17 protein-coding genes and 1 tRNA gene are annotated in these 17,480 nt (G+C 69.9%); 11 read left to right on the top strand and 7 right to left on the bottom strand.

Translation table 11 applies throughout. The annotated features are described in order from the left end of the window. Nucleotides 1-29: 29 nt before the first annotated feature. Together BLW57_RS41815 and BLW57_RS19895 are read left to right on the top strand one after the other, a co-directional pair. Nucleotides 30-158 (top strand): DLW-39 family protein, encoded by a 129-nt coding sequence (locus tag BLW57_RS41815; protein ID WP_003999697.1) that lies wholly within the window; start codon nucleotides 30-32, stop codon nucleotides 156-158. Between the two features lie 361 nt (nucleotides 159-519). Then, nucleotides 520-1,860 (top strand): hypothetical protein, encoded by a 1,341-nt coding sequence (locus BLW57_RS19895; protein WP_256339536.1) that lies wholly within the window; start codon nucleotides 520-522, stop codon nucleotides 1,858-1,860. On the opposite strand, the gene BLW57_RS19890 is transcribed toward BLW57_RS19895, so the two are convergent. Further along, nucleotides 1,824-3,428: a protein kinase domain-containing protein gene (locus BLW57_RS19890; protein ID WP_093476241.1), complete on the bottom strand. Its 1,605-nt coding sequence runs from the start codon at nucleotides 3,426-3,428 to the stop codon at nucleotides 1,824-1,826. The genes BLW57_RS19895 and BLW57_RS19890 overlap by 37 nt on opposite strands. 146 nt (nucleotides 3,429-3,574) lie before the next feature. Next, complete coding sequence (locus BLW57_RS19885; protein ID WP_093476239.1) at nucleotides 3,575-4,123, bottom strand: helix-turn-helix domain-containing protein; 549 nt, start codon at nucleotides 4,121-4,123, stop codon at nucleotides 3,575-3,577. Between the two features lie 183 nt (nucleotides 4,124-4,306). Between BLW57_RS19885 and BLW57_RS19880 the strand changes: the two genes are divergently transcribed. Then, a tRNA-Ala gene (locus BLW57_RS19880) sits at nucleotides 4,307-4,379 on the top strand. A 155-nt stretch (nucleotides 4,380-4,534) separates the two neighbouring features. On the opposite strand, the gene BLW57_RS19875 is transcribed toward BLW57_RS19880, so the two are convergent. Beyond that, on the bottom strand, nucleotides 4,535-5,236 hold the full coding sequence (locus BLW57_RS19875) for a DUF5324 family protein (protein WP_093476238.1): 702 nt from the start codon (nucleotides 5,234-5,236) through the stop codon (nucleotides 4,535-4,537). A gap of 273 nt (nucleotides 5,237-5,509) precedes the next feature. On the opposite strand from BLW57_RS19875, the gene BLW57_RS19870 reads away from it, so the two are divergent. Both BLW57_RS19870 and BLW57_RS19865 read left to right on the top strand, forming a co-directional pair. Further along, nucleotides 5,510-6,040, top strand: coding sequence for a peptidylprolyl isomerase (locus BLW57_RS19870; protein ID WP_093480783.1), 531 nt, complete (start codon nucleotides 5,510-5,512; stop codon nucleotides 6,038-6,040). A 111-nt stretch (nucleotides 6,041-6,151) separates the two neighbouring features. Then, the gene (locus BLW57_RS19865) at nucleotides 6,152-7,039 is read left to right on the top strand and encodes a rhomboid family intramembrane serine protease (RefSeq protein ID WP_093476236.1); all 888 of its coding nucleotides are present in this window, start codon (nucleotides 6,152-6,154) and stop codon (nucleotides 7,037-7,039) included. 270 nt (nucleotides 7,040-7,309) lie between these two features. Here BLW57_RS19865 and crgA read toward each other — a convergent pair whose 3' ends face one another. Next, nucleotides 7,310-7,564: a cell division protein CrgA gene (crgA, locus tag BLW57_RS19860; protein WP_073887398.1), complete on the bottom strand. Its 255-nt coding sequence runs from the start codon at nucleotides 7,562-7,564 to the stop codon at nucleotides 7,310-7,312. A gap of 151 nt (nucleotides 7,565-7,715) precedes the next feature. Between crgA and BLW57_RS19855 the strand changes: the two genes are divergently transcribed. The 6 genes from BLW57_RS19855 to BLW57_RS19830 all read left to right on the top strand — a co-directional run bounded on the left by BLW57_RS19855 (nucleotide 7,716) and on the right by BLW57_RS19830 (nucleotide 12,063). Then, complete coding sequence (locus tag BLW57_RS19855) at nucleotides 7,716-8,504, top strand: DUF881 domain-containing protein (RefSeq protein ID WP_093476235.1); 789 nt, start codon at nucleotides 7,716-7,718, stop codon at nucleotides 8,502-8,504. Between the two features lie 25 nt (nucleotides 8,505-8,529). Further along, nucleotides 8,530-9,228, top strand: coding sequence for a class E sortase (locus tag BLW57_RS19850; protein WP_093476233.1), 699 nt, complete (start codon nucleotides 8,530-8,532; stop codon nucleotides 9,226-9,228). Between the two features lie 62 nt (nucleotides 9,229-9,290). Further along, nucleotides 9,291-9,452, top strand: coding sequence for a hypothetical protein (locus BLW57_RS19845; protein ID WP_093476232.1), 162 nt, complete (start codon nucleotides 9,291-9,293; stop codon nucleotides 9,450-9,452). Then, a complete protein-coding gene (locus BLW57_RS19840; protein WP_093476230.1) occupies nucleotides 9,449-10,087 on the top strand; it encodes an aminodeoxychorismate/anthranilate synthase component II in 639 nt (212 codons plus the stop codon). Before BLW57_RS19845 ends, BLW57_RS19840 begins: the two co-directional genes overlap by 4 nt. Beyond that, the gene (locus BLW57_RS19835) at nucleotides 10,084-11,286 is read left to right on the top strand and encodes a class E sortase (protein ID WP_176985656.1); all 1,203 of its coding nucleotides are present in this window, start codon (nucleotides 10,084-10,086) and stop codon (nucleotides 11,284-11,286) included. Before BLW57_RS19840 ends, BLW57_RS19835 begins: the two co-directional genes overlap by 4 nt. A gap of 27 nt (nucleotides 11,287-11,313) precedes the next feature. Beyond that, nucleotides 11,314-12,063, top strand: coding sequence for a class E sortase (locus BLW57_RS19830; RefSeq protein WP_093476227.1), 750 nt, complete (start codon nucleotides 11,314-11,316; stop codon nucleotides 12,061-12,063). A gap of 62 nt (nucleotides 12,064-12,125) precedes the next feature. On the opposite strand, the gene pknB is transcribed toward BLW57_RS19830, so the two are convergent. The 3 genes from pknB to BLW57_RS19810 form a co-directional block, all read right to left on the bottom strand. Continuing rightward, nucleotides 12,126-14,117, bottom strand: coding sequence for a Stk1 family PASTA domain-containing Ser/Thr kinase (gene pknB, locus BLW57_RS19825; RefSeq protein WP_093476226.1), 1,992 nt, complete (start codon nucleotides 14,115-14,117; stop codon nucleotides 12,126-12,128). 170 nt (nucleotides 14,118-14,287) lie between these two features. After that, nucleotides 14,288-15,766: a peptidoglycan D,D-transpeptidase FtsI family protein gene (locus tag BLW57_RS19815; protein WP_093476224.1), complete on the bottom strand. Its 1,479-nt coding sequence runs from the start codon at nucleotides 15,764-15,766 to the stop codon at nucleotides 14,288-14,290. A 234-nt stretch (nucleotides 15,767-16,000) separates the two neighbouring features. Further along, on the bottom strand, nucleotides 16,001-17,473 hold the full coding sequence (locus tag BLW57_RS19810) for an FtsW/RodA/SpoVE family cell cycle protein (protein ID WP_093476223.1): 1,473 nt from the start codon (nucleotides 17,471-17,473) through the stop codon (nucleotides 16,001-16,003). Nucleotides 17,474-17,480: the final 7 nt, after the last annotated feature.

The raw sequence follows: 17,480 nt of genomic DNA, 5'->3' as shown, positions 1-17,480 counted from the left end.
CCTACGTCAAGGAAAGACGAGGTCGCGCGGTGAAGAAGCTGCTCCTGGTCGCACTGGCCGCCATCGGCGGGCTCCTCGTGTACCGCCAGATCCAGGCGGATCGCGCCGAGCAGGACCTGTGGACGGAGGCGACTGACTCCGTGCCCACGGGTTCGTGAGTCCCGACACCCCCATCTGAACCAGACCCCGGCCGCCTTCGCGGTCGGGGTTTTGCGTTGCCTCGTGCCCGACGTCTCGTGTTGCGGTCCCGCGACGGGTGGGGTACGCGTTGCGGGACGCCGTCCCGGGGCCCGGGCGGACATCGCCGTGCGGGCCGGGTTTTTCGGACGGCCGAACGCATTGCCCGGATGGCGCAGGGGTGCCAGGGGCAGGATGGGCTTCGGCCGGTCGTCCGGGCCGGTCCGATGCGTTCCATTCCGGTCCAACCCGGTCCTGTCCGATCCGGTCCGATCAAGTCAGGCTCGGTCCGGCCGTGTGGAGCGGTCCGGCAACGCGGTGGTGAGCGACAGGGGGCGGCACGTGCGACGGCGGCGAGGACGTACGGCGTGGTGGCGGCGCGGCCGGCCGGCGATTCCGCGCACGGTCGTCGTCCTGCTGGGGGTGTACGGCCTGGTCATCGTGCCGGGCGTGCCCGCCGCCACGGCAGCGGGGCCGGGCGGGTACGCCTTCTCCCCCGGTGCCCGAACCGTCGCGGGCGCCACGGGCACCGCTGATGCCGAGGCGCTGGAACCCGGCCGTACCTACCGGAGCTCCCTCCCGCGGAACGGCAAGTTCTACTACCGCCTCCGTCTCACCGCCACCGGCACGGCGTACGTCCCCGTCACCGCCGTACCGCCCGCACACACCACCGTCGCCGCCACCGACGGCATCCGTGTGTCCGTGCGCGACGCCGACGGCGTGCCCTGCTCCTACGCCTCCGCGCACTTCGGCGCCGGGCTCAGCCCGCGCCCGGTCACCGCGCTGGTGCAGCGGGAGACCGGCAAAGGGCTGTGCCGGGGCGCGGGGACGTACTACCTGCTCGTCGAACGCGTCGACGCCGACGGGCCCGGCGCGACGGCCTCGGCCCAGCGCTGGGACCTGGAGATCGCGCCCGTCACGGAGCCCGGAGCGAAGCGGGCGGGTTCCACCACCGCGCCGCGGACCTGGGACTCCGCCACCCCCGAACCGCTCGGCGGCGAGGCCCGGGACCGGTCGGGGGGCGCCGGATTCGCGACCGCCGCGCCGGTGGGGCAGGGGGTCTGGCACACCACGCTCGTGCCCGGCGAGACCCTGTTCTACAAGGTGCCGCTCGACTGGGGCCGCCGGCTGCACGCCTCCGCCGAACTGAGCGACTCACCCGGGCACGGCTATGTCGGCGGCGCGCTGGACCTCTCCCTGTACAACCCGGCGCGCGGCTCCGTCGACGACGCCTCCCTCGGCTACACCGGCACCCGGAAATCCGTCGCCCTGGCCCCCGTCCCGCCGGTCGAGTACGCCAACCGTTACGCCGTCCCCGCCGGGGTCACCTCCGTCCGCTTCGCCGGTGACTACTACCTGGCCCTGCACCTCAGCGAGCAGATGACCGGGCTCTACGGGGGCGGGCCGTTCGACGTGACGCTGCGGGTGCGGGTGGACGGCCGGGCGCACGCCGGGCCGGGCTACGCGGGCGAACCCGTGCCGGAGGACGTCTTCACCGTCACGGCACAGGACCGGGAGCAGGCCCTGGCCGGGAGCCCCGGGGGCGGGGGCGGCCCGGCGATGAGACTGGTCGCGGCCGGCGGTATCGGCCTGGGCACCGCGCTGCTGCTGGTGCTCGGCGGATGGACGCTGGCGGGCCGGCGGGCTCATACGCGGGTCAGCGCCCAGAAGCCGACCGCGTAGCAGGCCAGCGCCAGCAGCAGCATCGGGATCGCTACACCGGCCGGGGGACCGGTTCGGCGGCCGTGCGCCCTGCGTGCGCGACGGCCCCGCACGGGCGGAGCGGGATGCGGCGGCCCGGAGATCGGCGCCTCGGGGGTGGGAACCTGCGGGCTTCGAGCGGTGTACGAGGCGGTGGCGGTATCGACACGGTGCTCCGGCGCGGCCGGCCCGTGCGGTGCGGCGTGCCATGCGGAGGGCTGCTCGTAGGGCTGGGCGTACGACTGCGGGGAGGGGGTGAGGGGATGCGTCGGGGGCGTCGGATCATGGGCGGGTCGCCGGGGGACCTGGAGCGAGTGCCGCGGGACCGGGGGCGAGTGCTGCGGGATCCGGGGCTGGTGCTCCGGACCGCGCTCGCCATGGTCCTCGGCCTGCTCGGGTGCGGGGCGGGGCAAGAGGCCGGGGGGCGACGGGTCCTGCGGCGGGGGGAGCCGGAAGCTGCCCGTCTCCGACATGGAGCCGGTGTGCGTGCCGGGAGAGGAGCCGGGGTCCGCCGTCATGGAGCCGGCGGCAGACACGCTTCCGTCTTCGCGCGCGCCCTCGCCGGGGCCCCCGAGACCGGAGTGCGGGCCCTCGGTGTTCGCCCGACTCCCCGCGTCCTCGGTCGTTCCGGCAGCCGGAGCCGGTCCGGTCCGCACACCCGAGGCCCGCTTGAAGGGACCTTCGGGGCCGAATCCCGGCGGCAGCGGGCCGAGTTGGTCGAAGATCTCGATCAGCTCGTCGTCGGGCCCGGGTTCCGGCAGGAGTTCCGCGGCGGCGGCGAGCGCCTTGCGCGCACCCGTGGCCGTGCGGAACCGGGCTTCCGGGTCGGGCTGGAGTAGCGTGGCGACCACCTGCCACAACGGCTCGGGCATGCCCTTGGGCGCACCGGGCGTGCCGTGCTCCACGAAGTACTGGATGAGCGCCTTCGCGTCGGGCTTCGCGCCTTCGAGGAGATACAGCGCGACCAGGCCCACCGCGAACAGGTCGGCGGGGAAGTCGGGTTCGGAGCCGAGAAGCTGCTCGGGAGCGAGATAGCCGGGCGTGCCGACGACGAGGTTGGTCTCGGTCAGCCGGGGCTCGCCGAGCCGCATGGCGATGCCGAAGTCGGACAGCCGCAGCCGCGGCCGGCCCGTGCCGGTGGCTTCCAGCAGCAGGTTGGCGGGCTTGATGTCCCGGTGGACGACGCCTTCCGCGTGGACGGCGGCGAGACCGGACAGGAGCTGGTCGGTCAGGGTGCACACGAACGCGGGAGGGAGGGGGCCGTAGTCGCCGACGAGGTGGACCAGGGAGCCGCCGGCCACCAGGTCCATGGTGAACAGGACCTGGTCGTCGTCCGCGGCCCAGCTGGCCGGAGCGAGGACATGGGGATGGTCGATCCGCAGGGCCTGCTCCCGGACGAAGCGCAGCAGGGAGTGCGCGTCGCGCTGTTGGAGCACCTTGGCGGCCACATAGCGCCGTCGCCGGTGGTCCCAGGCACGCCATACGGCGCCCACGCCACCGCGTCCGATCGGATCGGCCAGCTCGTACCGGCCGGCGAAGACCTCACCCATGACAGTCCGCCGCTCCTCCCCCTGGCCCGTCGTTCCCCTGCGATGCGCCTCGCGCCGGGATGAGTGACCCGCCCCGCGCCCGTTCCCCCGTCGAACCTCGCCCTCGGCCCGGCCCCGGACCCCCTCCGGGAAGCCGGGCCCCGGGGTCAGTTCTGGTGGGACTGGTAGTGCGCGACCGCGTCGGAGGTGCGGCCGGCACCGTAGACCCGGAGGAACTCCGCCAGCTCGGGGTGCGAGGGGGAGAGCGCGTCGGCGGCGTCGATTATGTCGCCCGCGGCGGACACCGAGCGCAGGAGTGACTGGATCTCGCGGACCACCCGCTTGACCGTGGGCGCCCCCGAGCCGCTGGTGGTCTGCGTGGTGTTGCTGAGCACGGAGCCCCCCTGGGACTTCTTGATCTCGTCCATGCGCTCGGTCGCCTCGGCGGCGCTGACGCTGCCGTCCGCGGCCTGGGCCGCCAGTTCCTGCAACAGTTGCACCCGCTGGACCACGGCAGGGTTGCCGATCTTCGCGCGCTGGCCGCTCATCAGCTGCGAGAGCATCGGAGCGGACAGGCCTAGGACCGCCGCGAGCCGGGCCTGGTTGAGCCCGAGATCCTCGATGAGCTTACGGAAGAGCGCCCCCAGCGGCTCCCCGTACCAGTTCCGCTGCAGCTCCCGCGCTCTCGCGGTGGCTTCCTGCTGTGCGGCGTCCATTGCGTCTCCCCATCGCTTCCCCTGAAAAACCGCGGTTCGCTGTAGCGAACCACGTCGAGCATCTTACGGAGAGTGGTCATCCACGGGGACCCCCAATCTTTTTGCGGGATACGGGGGGTGACCCGGTACTCTGGTCTCCGGCAACCGCCGGACCGGGATTCCTCCGGCCGGTCGCTGCTTCCCGGGGCCTTAGCTCAGTTGGTAGAGCGCCGTCTTTGCATGGCGGATGTCAGGGGTTCGACTCCCCTAGGCTCCACCCGGTGAATGCCCTCCGACCTGCGAAAGCGGGTGCTGGAGGGCATTTTTCACATGGTCGCGCGGGCACGGTTTCACGTGAAACGGGCCGTGGGCCCGGCGAGTTGGTACTCGCCGGGCCCACGGCCCGTTCCATGCGGTGTGCAGCCGACCGGCTCAGCCTTGGTCGTCGCGGTCCCCTGCGTCGTCCTCCGCCTGCTTGGCCTGTACCTCGGGGTCCAGCACCGAGGGGCCGGTGCCGTCCACGGAGCTCAGGCGCCCGGACTCGGGCACCTCGGTCGCGGCGGGCGGCTCGACCAGCCAGTCGGGGTTGGCCTGCTTGTCCCACCACTTCCAGGCCACGACGGCACCACCGGCCACGAGGGTCAGCAGCGCCAGCAGCTTCACGGCGCGGCCGGACCGGGAGCGCCGCTCGTTCTTCCTCGCGATCTTCTGGATCTCCTTCGCCGAGACGTTGCCGCGCAGGGCGGCCAGTGCGGCGGCACCGCGTGCGGCGACCTCGTCGGCCACCGGCGCGGCCGCGGCCACGGCCTGTTCGATCTTCGGTCGGGAGTACTCGGCGGCCTGTAGGGCAGCCTTACGAGTGCGCAGGGCGGCCTCCTGGGCGGCGAGGTCGACCTTCGGCGGTACATGCGCACGTGCCTGCTCCAGGCGAGGGGCGAGCCGGGCGTCGTACTGTTCGCGGGCCTGTTCGGCGGCCTGCGACACCACGGGTGCCAGCCGTACGCGTGCCTCCTGCGCGTAGTACGCGGCACGCTCCTTGGCCGTGTCGGCGTAGGGCGCCACCACTTCCGCGGCGTGCAGCACGCTGTCCTTCGCCGAGCCGGTCGCGGCGCGCACGCTGTCGATGCGGGTCACGGGTTCCTCCTCCTCGGTGGCGTACGGTAATTCGACTTTCCACCCTTTTAAGGATCATGCCTGTCAATGGTCCTCGCGGCATGCGAGGGCGGGCATATGGGTGCTGATCGCTCTCTTGGGCTCGAATCCGGGCAACAGGAGCTTCCTGCTCGACCCTGCCACGAATCGCGGCCGAGCGCTGCCTCCAGCGCGCAACTCATGGCCGCCGGATCCTCGCCCGGACCCTTCCGTGCGAGGATCGAGGAGTCACACGAAGACAACGGAAGGCAGATCGTGGCCGAGCAGCTTTACGCCACCTTGAAGACCAACCACGGCGACATCGTGGTCCGGCTGTTCCCGAACCACACGCCTGTCACGGTCCGGAACTTCGTCGAGCTGGCCCAGGGGGAGCGGGAGTGGACGCACCCGGGCACGGGTGAGAAGACCACGAAGCCGCTCTACGACGGGACGACCTTCCACCGCGTCATCAGTGGCTTCATGATCCAGGGCGGCGATCCGCTGGGCAGCGGCATCGGCGGTCCGGGCTACAAGTTCGAGGACGAGTTCCACCCCGACCTGTCCTTCAACAAGCCGTACCTGCTGGCCATGGCCAATGCTGGCCCGGGCACCAACGGCTCGCAGTTCTTCATCACGGTCGCCCCGACCACGTGGCTGAACCGCAAGCACACCATCTTCGGCGAGGTCGGCGACCCGGCCAGCCAGAAGGTCGTCGACGCCATCGCCGGCCTGCCCACCGGCCGCAACGACCGTCCCGCCGAGGACGTCGTGATCGAGTCGGTCGTGGTCGAGAAGCGCGAAGGCTGAGTCCGCCGCCCGGCGAACCGTCCGCAGGGAACCAATCGCCCCGCTCGTCCGTAAGGATGGGCGGGGCGGGGTATTTGCCGGGGTAGTCCCACGACGAAACAAGGGGAACCGATGGAGGACCAGGCCGCAGACAGCGCGCGGAGCGCCCGGAGCGTGCCCGTGTGCTACCGGCACCCGGACCGTGAGACCGGCGTGCGCTGCACCCGCTGCGAACGCCCCATCTGCCCCGAGTGCATGGTCAGCGCCTCGGTGGGTTTCCAGTGCCCCGACTGCGTCCGCGGCGGCTCCGGCACCGGCCACGCCCCGGCCGCGAACCGTCCGCGTACGGTCGCCGGCGGCACGGTGGCCTCGGATCCCCGGCTGGTCACCAAGATCCTCATCGGGATCAACATCGCGGTGTTCATCGCCATCCAGGCCGACAAGTCCCTGCTGGAGCAGGTGGTCCTCTACGGCTCCTGGCCGCCGAAGCCGTTCGCGCCGACCTCCGGTGTCGCCGGAGGCGAGTGGTACCGCTTCGTGACGTCGATGTTCGCGCACCAGGAGTACTGGCACATCGGCTTCAACATGCTGAGCCTGTGGTGGATCGGCGGTCCCCTCGAAGCGGCCCTCGGCCGGGCCCGCTACCTGGCGGTCTACTTCGTCTCGGGGCTGGCCGGCGGCGCGCTGACCTATCTGCTCGCCTCCCCGGCGCAGCCCTCGCTCGGCGCCTCCGGGGCGATCTTCGGCCTCTTCGGGGCCACCGCGGTGCTGATGCGGCGCCTGAACTACGACATGCGGCCGGTCATCGCGCTGCTGGTGATCAACCTGATCTTCACTTTCGGGTTCAGCAACATCGCGTGGCAGGCTCACATCGGCGGGCTGGTCGCCGGTGTCGTCACCGGATACGCCATGGTGCACGCGCCGCGCGAGCGCCGGGCGCTGATCCAGTACGGCACCTGCGCACTGGTTCTGCTCGTCTCGGTGGCCCTCGCCCTGGTCAGAACCGCTCAGCTCACCTGACGGCCGCTCTTTGTCCACAGCGAGTGCCGGATCTTGTGCATACGGTGCGGGCACAAGCGTGCCCCCTGCCGCTCGAATGTGTTTCCACAGGTCAGGCAGGGGGCGAAAGGGTGTACGAGGCCCGGTAGGGCAGTCACACCGGCGTCAACCCTCGATGAGTTATCCACAGATCGTAGTCTTTTCCCCAGGGCCATGTGGATAGCCACGCGGACCTGTGGATAACTCAGTGAACAGCCCTGGGTAGAGCTGCCACGTCGATGCTGGTGAGGGCTACTTCCACTGGGTGGAGACGCCGAAGCCGGCGGCGATGAAGCCGAAGCCGACCACGATGTTCCAGTTGTCCAGCGCGTCGATCGGCAGGGAACCGTCCGTCACGTAGAAGACGACGATCCAGGCCAGGCCGATGAGGAACATGGCCAGCATGACCGGAGCGACCCAGGCGCGGCTGTTCAGCTTGATCGCCTGCGCCTGCTTGGCCGGCGGCGGCGTGTAGTCGGCCTTCTTGCGGATACGTGACTTCGGCACGAGGGTCTCTCCTGTCGATGCGCTGCGTGGCCGCGCAGGTAACTGGGTCGGGCTCGGGCAGCGTACAAGGGGCCAACATGACGACTCTGTGTGCTCCCCCGGGCGTCCGTTAGCGTAGTGCTTCCGCGGCGCCGAAGGAGATAAGGGTACGTTGAGCAATTCTGCCGACTCCCAGGGGACGGGAGCAATGGGTTCCGGCCCCGGCCGTCGTCCGCGTGTCCGACCGGTGCGGGTGCTCACGGCCGCCGTCTTCGCCCTCGCCGGGCTCATCTTCTTCACCAGCTTCAACACGGCCAAGGGCACCGACATCCGGCAGGACGGCTCCCTGCTGAAGCTGTCCGACCTGATCCAGCAGCGCAGCCGCAAGAACAAGGAGCTGGACGAGTCCAACGCCACGCTGCGCGGCACCGTGGATTCGCTGGCCGAGAGCGACGACGGCAGCACGAAGGCCCAGGACGAGAAGATCAGCGGGCTGGAGAGGAGCGCGGGCACCCAGCGGCTGACCGGCAAGGCGCTCACCGTCACGCTGAACGACGCCCCGCCGAACGCGACCGCCAAGCTTCCCGGCTATCCCGAGCCGCAGCCCGACTACCTGGTCATCCACCAGCAGGACCTCCAGGCCGTGGTGAACGCCCTGTGGGAGGGCGGCGCCAAAGGCATCAAGGTCATGGACCAGCGGCTGATCTCCACCAGCGCGGTGCGCTGCGTCGGCAACACGCTGATCCTCCAGGGCCGCGTCTACTCACCGCCGTACAAGATCACGGCGATCGGGGACCCCGGCAAGCTGCAGCAGGCGCTCGCGGCGAGCAAGGCGATCCAGACCTACATGGTGTACGTCAACGTCTACGGCCTCGGCTGGAAAGTCACCGAGGACGGGACGGTGACTCTTCCCGGCTACTCGGGCACAGTGGATCTGCACTACGCGAAGCCAGTGGAGTAGCCAGGTCCCCTGTCAGGAGCCGCCGGTGCGCGTGATCGGCCGGACCGTCAGCGAGCTGTGCATCACCGTCGGCGCCCTGATCGTGCTCTTCGTCGTGTACGTGCTCTTCTGGACGGGCGTCCGTGCCGACAGCGCCATGAGCGACCAGATCGACCGGCTGCAACGGCAGTGGGCCTCGGGCCCCGTCCGGCCGGGAACCCCCCGCGGCGAGCAGACGTCCGCGTCGGAGCGGCAGGGCAGGCCGCGGCCGTACCGCTACGGCAGGGCCTTCGCGATCATGTACATACCGCGGCTCGGTTTCACGTGGAACAAGCCCGTGCTGCAGGGCACCGGCCGGGACGTGCTGGCCAAGGGCCTCGCCCACTACGCGGGGACCGCCCGGCTCGGCGGGCGGGGCAACTTCGCGGTGGCCGGGCACCGGCGCACCTACGGCGACCCGTTCAAGGACTTCCCGCGGCTGCGGCCGGGGAACGCGGTGGTGCTCACGGACGGCTCGACCTGGTTCACGTATCGGATCGACAAAGGGCCCTACAAAACGGTTCCGACGGACGTTGAGGTGATCGACCCTGTGCCACGTAAGTCCGGGTACACGGGTCCGGGCCGGTACCTGACGCTGACCACGTGCGATCCGGAATGGGGGCACAGCCACCGGCTGATCGTCTGGGCGCATCTGGACTCCACACAGCCTGTGAAGGCAGGCGAACCGAGGGCTCTGCGCCGTTAGTCTGGTGGCGTACGGCGTGGGTCTGGTGCCGTAGGGACACGGAAGGGACGGCAAGGGACGGCATGTACGGCTGGATCTGGCGGCATCTGCCGGGAAACGCGTTGCTGAAGGCACTCATCTCGTTCGTACTGGTCCTGGCCGTGGTCTACGTCCTGTTCCAGTACGTCTTCCCCTGGGCCGAACCGCTGCTGCCCTTCAACGATGTGACGGTGGACAACCAGTGAGTGCGCGGATTCTCGTCGTCGACAACTACGACAGCTTCGTCTTCAACCTGGTCCAGTACCTGTACCAGCTGGGCGCCGAGTGCGAGGTGCTGCGCAACGACGAGGTGTCGACGGCGCACGCCCAGGACGGCTTCGACGGCGTCCTGCTCTCACCCGGACCGGGGACACCGGAGCAGGCCGGCGTGTGCGTGGACATGGTCCGCCACTGTGCCGCGACCGGGGTGCCGGTCTTCGGGGTGTGCCTCGGCATGCAGTCGATGCAGGTGGCCTACGGCGGTGTGGTCGACCGGGCGCCCGAGCTGCTGCACGGCAAGACCTCACCGGTCGAGCACGCGGGCAAGGGCGTCTTCGCGGGCCTGCCCTCCCCCTTCACGGCGACCCGTTACCACTCCCTGGCCGCCGAGCCGGCCACGGTACCGGCCGAGCTGGAGGTGACCGCCCGCACCCACGACGGCATCATCATGGGGCTGCGCCACCGTGAACTACCGGTCGAAGGAGTGCAGTTCCACCCCGAGTCGGTCCTGACCGAGCACGGGCACCGGATGCTGGCCAACTGGCTGGCGGAGTGCGGCGACCAGGGTGCCGTGGCGAGGTCGGCGGGGCTCGCCCCGGTGGTGGGCAGGGCCACGGCGTGACCGCGCTGCGCCCCGAGCGCGAGGACTTGTACGGGGAGAGCCCGTACGAGTCCTACGGCGGTGCGCCTGACGCCGGTCGCCGCGGCGGCCGTCATGCCGGTCGCCGAGCGGATCCGCCCACGGCGGCGATGCCGGCGATCACCGACCGAACGGGGGCCCCGGGTACACCGGCGCGGCCCTTCTCCGAGGAGATGACGGCTCCGATGGCCGCCGTCGACCCCTCGGTCCCCCACGTCCCCCGGCCGTCCGGCGCCCACAGGCCCCCCGCGGACGACGAGACGATGGCACTGCGGATCCCCGGCCCGTCGGGCCCGGACCCCGACAACGGGCCCCTACGGGCCTCTGGAGCCCCTTCCGCCCCTTCGGCCACTGGAATCACGCCCGGCGGCCGTGCGGAGCGCAGGAAGGCCGCCAAGCGCCGCGGTGGCCGCCACGGCGGGGCCCGGGAGGCGGCGCCCGCGTCGGCCCCGGCGTCGGGCCGGCCGCTGTCCCGGGTGGAGGCCCGGCGGCAGGCACGAGCGCGGAAACCGAGCCCGTCCGTGATCGCGAGCCGGGCGATCGGCGAGGTGTTCATCACCACCGGCGTGCTGATGCTGCTGTTCGTCACCTACCAGCTGTGGTGGACCAACGTCCGGGCGCACGCCCAGGCGGGCAGTGAGACGCACCAGTTGCAGGACGACTGGGCGAACGGCAAGCGGAACCCGGGTGTGTTCGCCCCGGGCCAGGGCTTCGCCATCCTGCACATCCCCAAGCTGGACGTGGTCGCGCCGATCGCGGAGGGCGTCAGCAACAAGGCGGTGCTCGACAAGGGCATGGTCGGGCACTACGGCGAGGGCGCGCTGAAGACCGCGATGCCCGACGCGCGAACCGGCAACTTCGGCCTAGCGGCGCACCGCAACACCCACGGCGAACCGTTCCGGTACATCAACCGGCTCCAGTCCGGCGACGAGGTCGTGGTCGAGACGCAGGACGAGTACTTCGTCTACAAGGTGGCCTCGATGCTTCCGGTGACCCCGCCGTCCAACACGAGCGTGCTGGACCCCGTCCCCAAGGGCTCGGGCTTCACCGAGCCCGGCCGCTACATCACCCTCACCACCTGTACGCCGGAGTTCACCAGCAAGTACCGGCTGATCGTCTGGGGCAAGATGGTCGAGGAACGCCCGCGCAGCAAGGGAAAGCCGGACGCGCTCATCGAGTAGGGCTCATCGAGTAGGGGCAGAGGAACTGTGGCAGCGACGGCCGACGAGACCGAAGAACACACGGACGCGTCCGACCCGGAGCCCGGCCCGCGCCGGCGTCCCGGCCGGATCGCCCTGGCGGTCAGTGTCTTCGGTGAACTCCTCATCACGGTGGGGGCGTTGCTCGCCCTCTTCGTCGTGTACTCGCTGTGGTGGACGAACGTGATAGCGGACCGCAAGGCCGGCCGGGAGGCCGACAAGGTGCGTGACGGGTGGGCGCAGGCCGCGGACTCGGGCCCCGGCGCACTGGACACCAAGGACGGCATCGGCTTCCTGCACGTGCCCGCCATGGACAACGGCGAGGTCCTCGTCGAGAAGGGCACCGATCCGGACGTCCTCAACGACGGCGTGGCCGGCTACTACACGGAGCCGGTCAAGGCCACGCTCCCGACCTCCGGCAAGAAGGGCAACTTCACCCTCGCCGCCCACCGCGACGGCCACGGGGCGAAGTTCCACAACATCGACAAGCTGAGCGAGGGCGACCCGATCGTCTTCGAGACCAAGGACGACTGGTACGTCTACAAGGTCTTCTCGCTCCTGCCCGAGACGTCCAAGTACAACGTGGACGTGCTCTCGCAGGTCCCCGAGGAGTCCGGCCGGAAGAAGGCCGGCCACTTCATCACGCTGACGACCTGCACGCCGGTCTACACGAGCCGCTACCGCTACGTCGTCTGGGGCGAGCTCGTCCGGGTGCAGAAGGTCGACAGCAAGCGGACCCCGCCGGCGGAACTGCGCTGAACCTGCGAGTGGGCCCCTGCCGGTGCTTCCCGGCAGGGGCCCACTCGTGTGCGCGGGGGACGTCAGCCGTTGACGCCGCCGAACAGCTGGCCGCCGTTGTCGTTGTTCCCGTTGTTGCCGCCGCCGAAGTCCACAGTGGTCAGGACGATCTGCGTGGTGCTCGGATCACCCTGGGTGCCCTGCGGCGGGTTCTGCTGGATGACCCGGGCGTTGTCGTCGCTCGCGCCGTTGACCTGGATCTGCGTGAAGCCCTTGGCCTGGAGGATCTCCCGGGCCTTCTTCAGCGTCTGGCCCTGGACGTTCGGCACGTCCGTCTGCGTCGGTTGCTGGACCTTGCCGACGTTGATCGTGACCGGCGTGTTCTTGGAGACCGCGGCGCCCGCCTTCGGGTCGGTCGACAGGACCTTGCCGTCGTCGTCGGGGTTGTCGGTCGGCGTGTCCGTGCAGGCCTGGGGCACCAGGCCCTGGGCCTTCAGCTTGGCGGTCGCCTCGTCACAGGACAGCCCGGTGACGTCCTCCACCGACACCTTCTCCTCCGCCTTGGCGACGGTGAGGGTGATGGTGGTGCCCTTCTGCTTCGAGACACCGCCCTGCGGGTCCTGCTTGGTGACGACGCCCGGGGTCTGGGTGGACACCTCGGTCTTCTTCTCGACCTTGAAGCCCTTCTCCTCCAGCTGCGACTCGGCCTGGTCGAACTGGATGCCGCGGACGTCCGGCACGGGGACCTTGGGGGCGCCCGTGGACACCGTCAGGGTGATCGTGTCGCCCTTCTTGACGTCCGTGCCCGCCTCGGGGTCCTGGTCGCAGACGCTGTTCTTCGGCTGGTCCTCGCAGGCCTTCCGCGTGGGCGGAGCCAGCTTCAGGTCCGAGTTGACCGCCATCTTCTTGGCGTCGGTGTACGTGTGACCGACGAAGTTCGGCGCCTTGAAGGTGTCGTCCGTGTTGCCGCCGCTGAACGCCCACTTGCCGATCAGGATGGCGCCGACCAGCACGAGGAGACCCGCGACCACCAGGAGGATCGTGGAGGTGTTGGACTTCTTCTGCTGGCGCCGGCGGTCCGGGCGGTCGTCGTAGCCGTAGCCGCCGTCGTCGGGGTTCATGGGCGGGAGCATGGTGGTCGCCCCGCCGGCCTCCTGACGCAGCGCGGTCGTCGGCTGGTCGTCGGGGTAGCCGCCGTAGCCCACCGCGCCCAGCGCGGCGGTGGCCGCGACGGGCTGGCCGTCGAGGCAGGCCTCGATGTCGGCGCGCATCTCGTCGGCCGACTGGTAGCGGTAGTTCGGGTCCTTGACCAGCGCCTTCAGGACGATGGCGTCCATCTCCGGCGTGATCTCGGGGTCGAAGACCGAGGGGGCCTGCGGCTCCTCGCGGACGTGCTGGTACGCCACGGCCACCGGGGAGTCGCCCACGAACGGCGGGCGCACCGTCAGCAGCTCGTAGAGGAGGCAACCGGCCGAATAAAGGTCCGACCGGGCGTCGACCTGCTCGCCCTTCGCCTGCTCGGGCGAGAGGTACTGGGCCGTGCCGATGACCGCCGCCGTCTGCGTCATGGTCATGCCGGAGTCGCCCATGGCGCGGGCGATGCCGAAGTCCATGACCTTGACCTGACCGTTGCGGGTCAGCATGACGTTGGCTGGCTTGATGTCGCGGTGGACGATGCCGTTGCGGTGCGCGTACTCCAGGCCCTGGAGGATGCCGATGGTCATCTCCATCGCGCGCTCGGGCAGCAGCTTGCGGCCGGAGTGCAGCAGCTCACGCAGCGTGGAACCGTCGACGTACTCCATCACGATGTACGGGATGGAGACCCCGTCGATGTAGTCCTCGCCCGTGTCGTAGACCGCGACGATGGCGGGATGGTTGAGCGAGGCGGCCGACTGGGCCTCCCGGCGGAACCGGGCCTGGAAGGACGGATCACGCGCGAGGTCCGCGCGCAGCGTCTTCACCGCCACGGTGCGGCCGAGGCGGGTGTCATGCGCGAGGTAGACCTCCGCCATGCCACCACGGCCGAGCACGTGACCCAGCTCGTACCGGCCGCCGAGGCGACGCGGCTCTTCCATAGCTACCTACCAGCCCTCTCCGTCGGTCTCGGCCGTCACGTCCGTGAGCGCCCGAGGCTGCCGTCCGGGCCTACCGTACCCGGCTCGCTTTGTGTGACCTGGCCAAGCCCGTAACCCGATACAGGACCGGTACCGCAACGTGCATCGATGTGAAGGGGATGTGAGGGGTCTCACTTCTTGGACTTGACGACCGCCTCCATGACACTCCTCGCGATCGGCGCGGCCAGGCCGCCGCCGGAGATGTCGTCGCGGTTGGCGTTCTCGTCCTCGATCACCGCGGCCACGGCGACCGGCGAGCTGCCGTCACCGAGCCTGGCATACGAAATGAACCATGCGTAGGGGTTTGCGCTGTTCGCCACACCGTGCTGGGCGGTACCGGTCTTGCCGCCGACGATCACACCGGGGATCTGGGCGTTCTTGCCGGTGCCCTCCTTGACGACCGTCTCCATCATCGACTGGAGGATCTGCGCGTTCTTCGGCGACAGCGGCCGGCTCATCTCCTCCGGCTCGGTCTTGGAGACCGGGTCGACGTTGGAGGACTGCAGCTCGTCGACCATGTACGGCTTCATGAGCTTGCCGTCGTTGGCGACCGCGGAGGCGACCATCGCCATCTGCAGCGGGGTGGCCGCGGTGTTGAACTGGCCGATGGAGGACAGGGCCGTCTGCGAGGGGTTCATGTCGTCGGAGAAGACGGACGCGTTGGAGCGGGTCGGGGTGAACTGCTCGGAGTCGAACCCGAACTTCTTCGCCTCGGCCAGCATCTTGTCGTTGCCCAGGTCGGCGCCGATCTTGCCGAACACGGTGTTGCAGGAGTACTGGAGGGCGACCCGCATCGTCGCGTTCTTGCAGGGGATGTTGCCCTCGTTCTTCAGCTGCGTGGTGGTGCCCGGCATGACCCACGGCAGCGGCGACTCGGTCTTCTCGTCGGCCGAGGTGTACTTGCCGTTCTCCAGCGCGGCCGCCGCGGTGACCACCTTGAACGTGGAGCCCGGCGGGTAGGTCTCGCGCAGCGCCCGGTTCAGCATCGGGTCGGCGGGGTTGTTCTTCTTCTGGAGCTTGGTCCAGTTCTTGGAGTCGACGTCGGTGGAGTTGCCGGCGAACGACGAGGGGTCGTACGACGGGTACGAGGCCAGGGCCAGGATCTTGCCGGTGGACGGCTCCAGGGCGACGACGGCGCCCTTGCCGCCCCGGGCCTTCAGCCCCTCGTACGCGGCCCTCTGCGCGCGGGCGTTGAGCGTGGTGACGACGTTCCCGCCCTGCTGCTCCTTGCCGGTGATCATGTCCAGGGTCTTGCGGAAGAACAGCCGGTCGTCGTTGCCGGTGAGGATGCCGTCCTCGATCTTCTCCAGGAAGCTGCCGTCGAACGCCTGGGAGGAGTAGCCGGTGACCGGGGCCCACATGGGCCCGTTCTTGTACGTGCGCTTGTACTTGAAGTCGCCGTGCTTGCTCTCGACCGACCCGGTTATCGGGTCGCCGTCGACGATGATGTCGCCCCGCGGGTTGGCGTACCGCTCGATGGTCACGCGGCGGTTGTCCGGATCGGTCCGCAGCTTGTCGGCCTGGAGGTACTGAAGCCAGTTGTCACGGATCAACAGCGCCAGGACGAGTAGTCCGCAGAAGATCGCGATTCGGCGCAGGGGCTTGTTCACGTCCGGCCTTTCCACAAGCTAACAGGGGCGCCTGTTGCTTCAATCTCTCGGTGCCGATGGTGCTGGCGCTCATCCTTGGCCGCCCACAGTCTAGAGGCAGCGGCTGTGTTCCCCGGGCGGGGCCGTCACAACGGCTGATCATTAGACGCGCGGGCGGCACGACGGGTTCCGGAAACCGCCGGACGGCTTCCGGTTCCGGCGGGGGCCGGGTCCGGAAGCCGTCCGTGAGGAGGATTACTGGTCCGCGGGACCGCTGCCGCCGGGGCGGACCACCTGCGTCATCTCGGCGTCCGGGTTGCCCGCGGGCGTGGGCGCCGGGCGGCGGGCCGTGTCGCTGATCCGGATCAGGATGCCGATCAGCGCCCAGTTCGCCAGCACGGAGGAACCGCCGTAGGCCATGAACGGCATGGTCATACCGGTCAGCGGGATGAGACCCATCACACCGCCGGCCACCACGAACACCTGGAGGGCGAAGGCGCCGGACAGGCCGACGGCGAGCAGCTTGCCGAACGGGTCGCGGGCGGCGAGGGCGGTGCGCACGCCGCGCTCCACGATCAGGCCGTAGATCAGCAGGATCGCCATGATCCCGGCCAGTCCCAGCTCCTCGCCGAAGGTGGCGAGGATGAAGTCGGAGTTGGCGGCGAAGCGGATCAGGTCCGAGTGGCCCTGGCCCCAGCCGGTGCCGAGGGTGCCGCCGGAGCCGAACGCCCACAGGGCCTGCATGGCCTGCTCGGAGTGGAGGATGCCGTCGCTGGCCCCGCTGCGGCTGAGCTGGTATTCGCGCATCGGGTCCAGCCAGGCCTGCACACGGGTCTGGATGTGCGGCTCGAAGCTCGCCACGCCGACGGCGCCGGCCGCGGACATCAGCAGACCGAAGACGATCCAGCTGGTCCGCTCGGTGGCGACGTACAGCATGATGACGAACATTCCGAAGAACAGCAGCGACGTACCGAGGTCGGTCTCGAAGACCAGGATGAGGATCGAGATCGCCCAGACGACCAGGATCGGTCCGAGGTCGCGGCCGCGCGGCAGGTACAGGCCCATGAAACGGCGGCTGGCGAGGGCCAGGGCGTCGCGCTTCACCATGAGGTAGCCGGCGAAGAAGATGGCGAGGACGATCTTCGCGAACTCACCGGGCTGGAGCGAGCCCAGACCGGGGACGCGGATCCAGATCTTGGCGCCGTAGATGTTGGCGCCGAGGCCGGGCACCAGCGGCAGGATGAGCAGGATCAGCGCGCCGAACATGGAGATGTAGGTGTAGCGCTGCAGGACCCGGTGGTCCTTCAGGAAGATCAGCACCACCACGAACAGGGCGATGCCCAGCGCCGTGTACAGCAGCTGGCGGGGCGCGGCCGTGACGAAGTTCGGCAGTGACTGGAGCAGCTTCGACTGGTCGAGCCGCCAGATGCACACCAGGCCCAGCCCGTTCAGCAGGGTGGCCAGCGGCAGCAGCAGGGGATCGGCGTACGGGGCGAACTTCCGCACACCGAGGTGCGCCACCCCGGCCAGCAGGCCGAGGCCGAGGCCGTAGCTCAGCAGGCCCGCGGGCACCTCGTCGCTGATGGCCAGGCCGACGTTGGCGTAGGCGAACACCGGGATGGCCACCGCGAAGATCAGCAGGGCCAGTTCGGTGTTGCGGCGGCTCGGTGCGCCGATCGCGCCGATCGTGGACGTGTGGTGCGTCGCTGCGTTGTTCGTACTGCTCATCGTGTGA

The sequence above is a fragment of the Streptomyces sp. 1222.5 genome (assembly GCF_900105245.1).
Lineage (GTDB): Bacteria > Actinomycetota > Actinomycetes > Streptomycetales > Streptomycetaceae > Streptomyces > Streptomyces albidocamelliae.
This window is presented reverse-complemented; position numbering and strand designations above follow the sequence as displayed.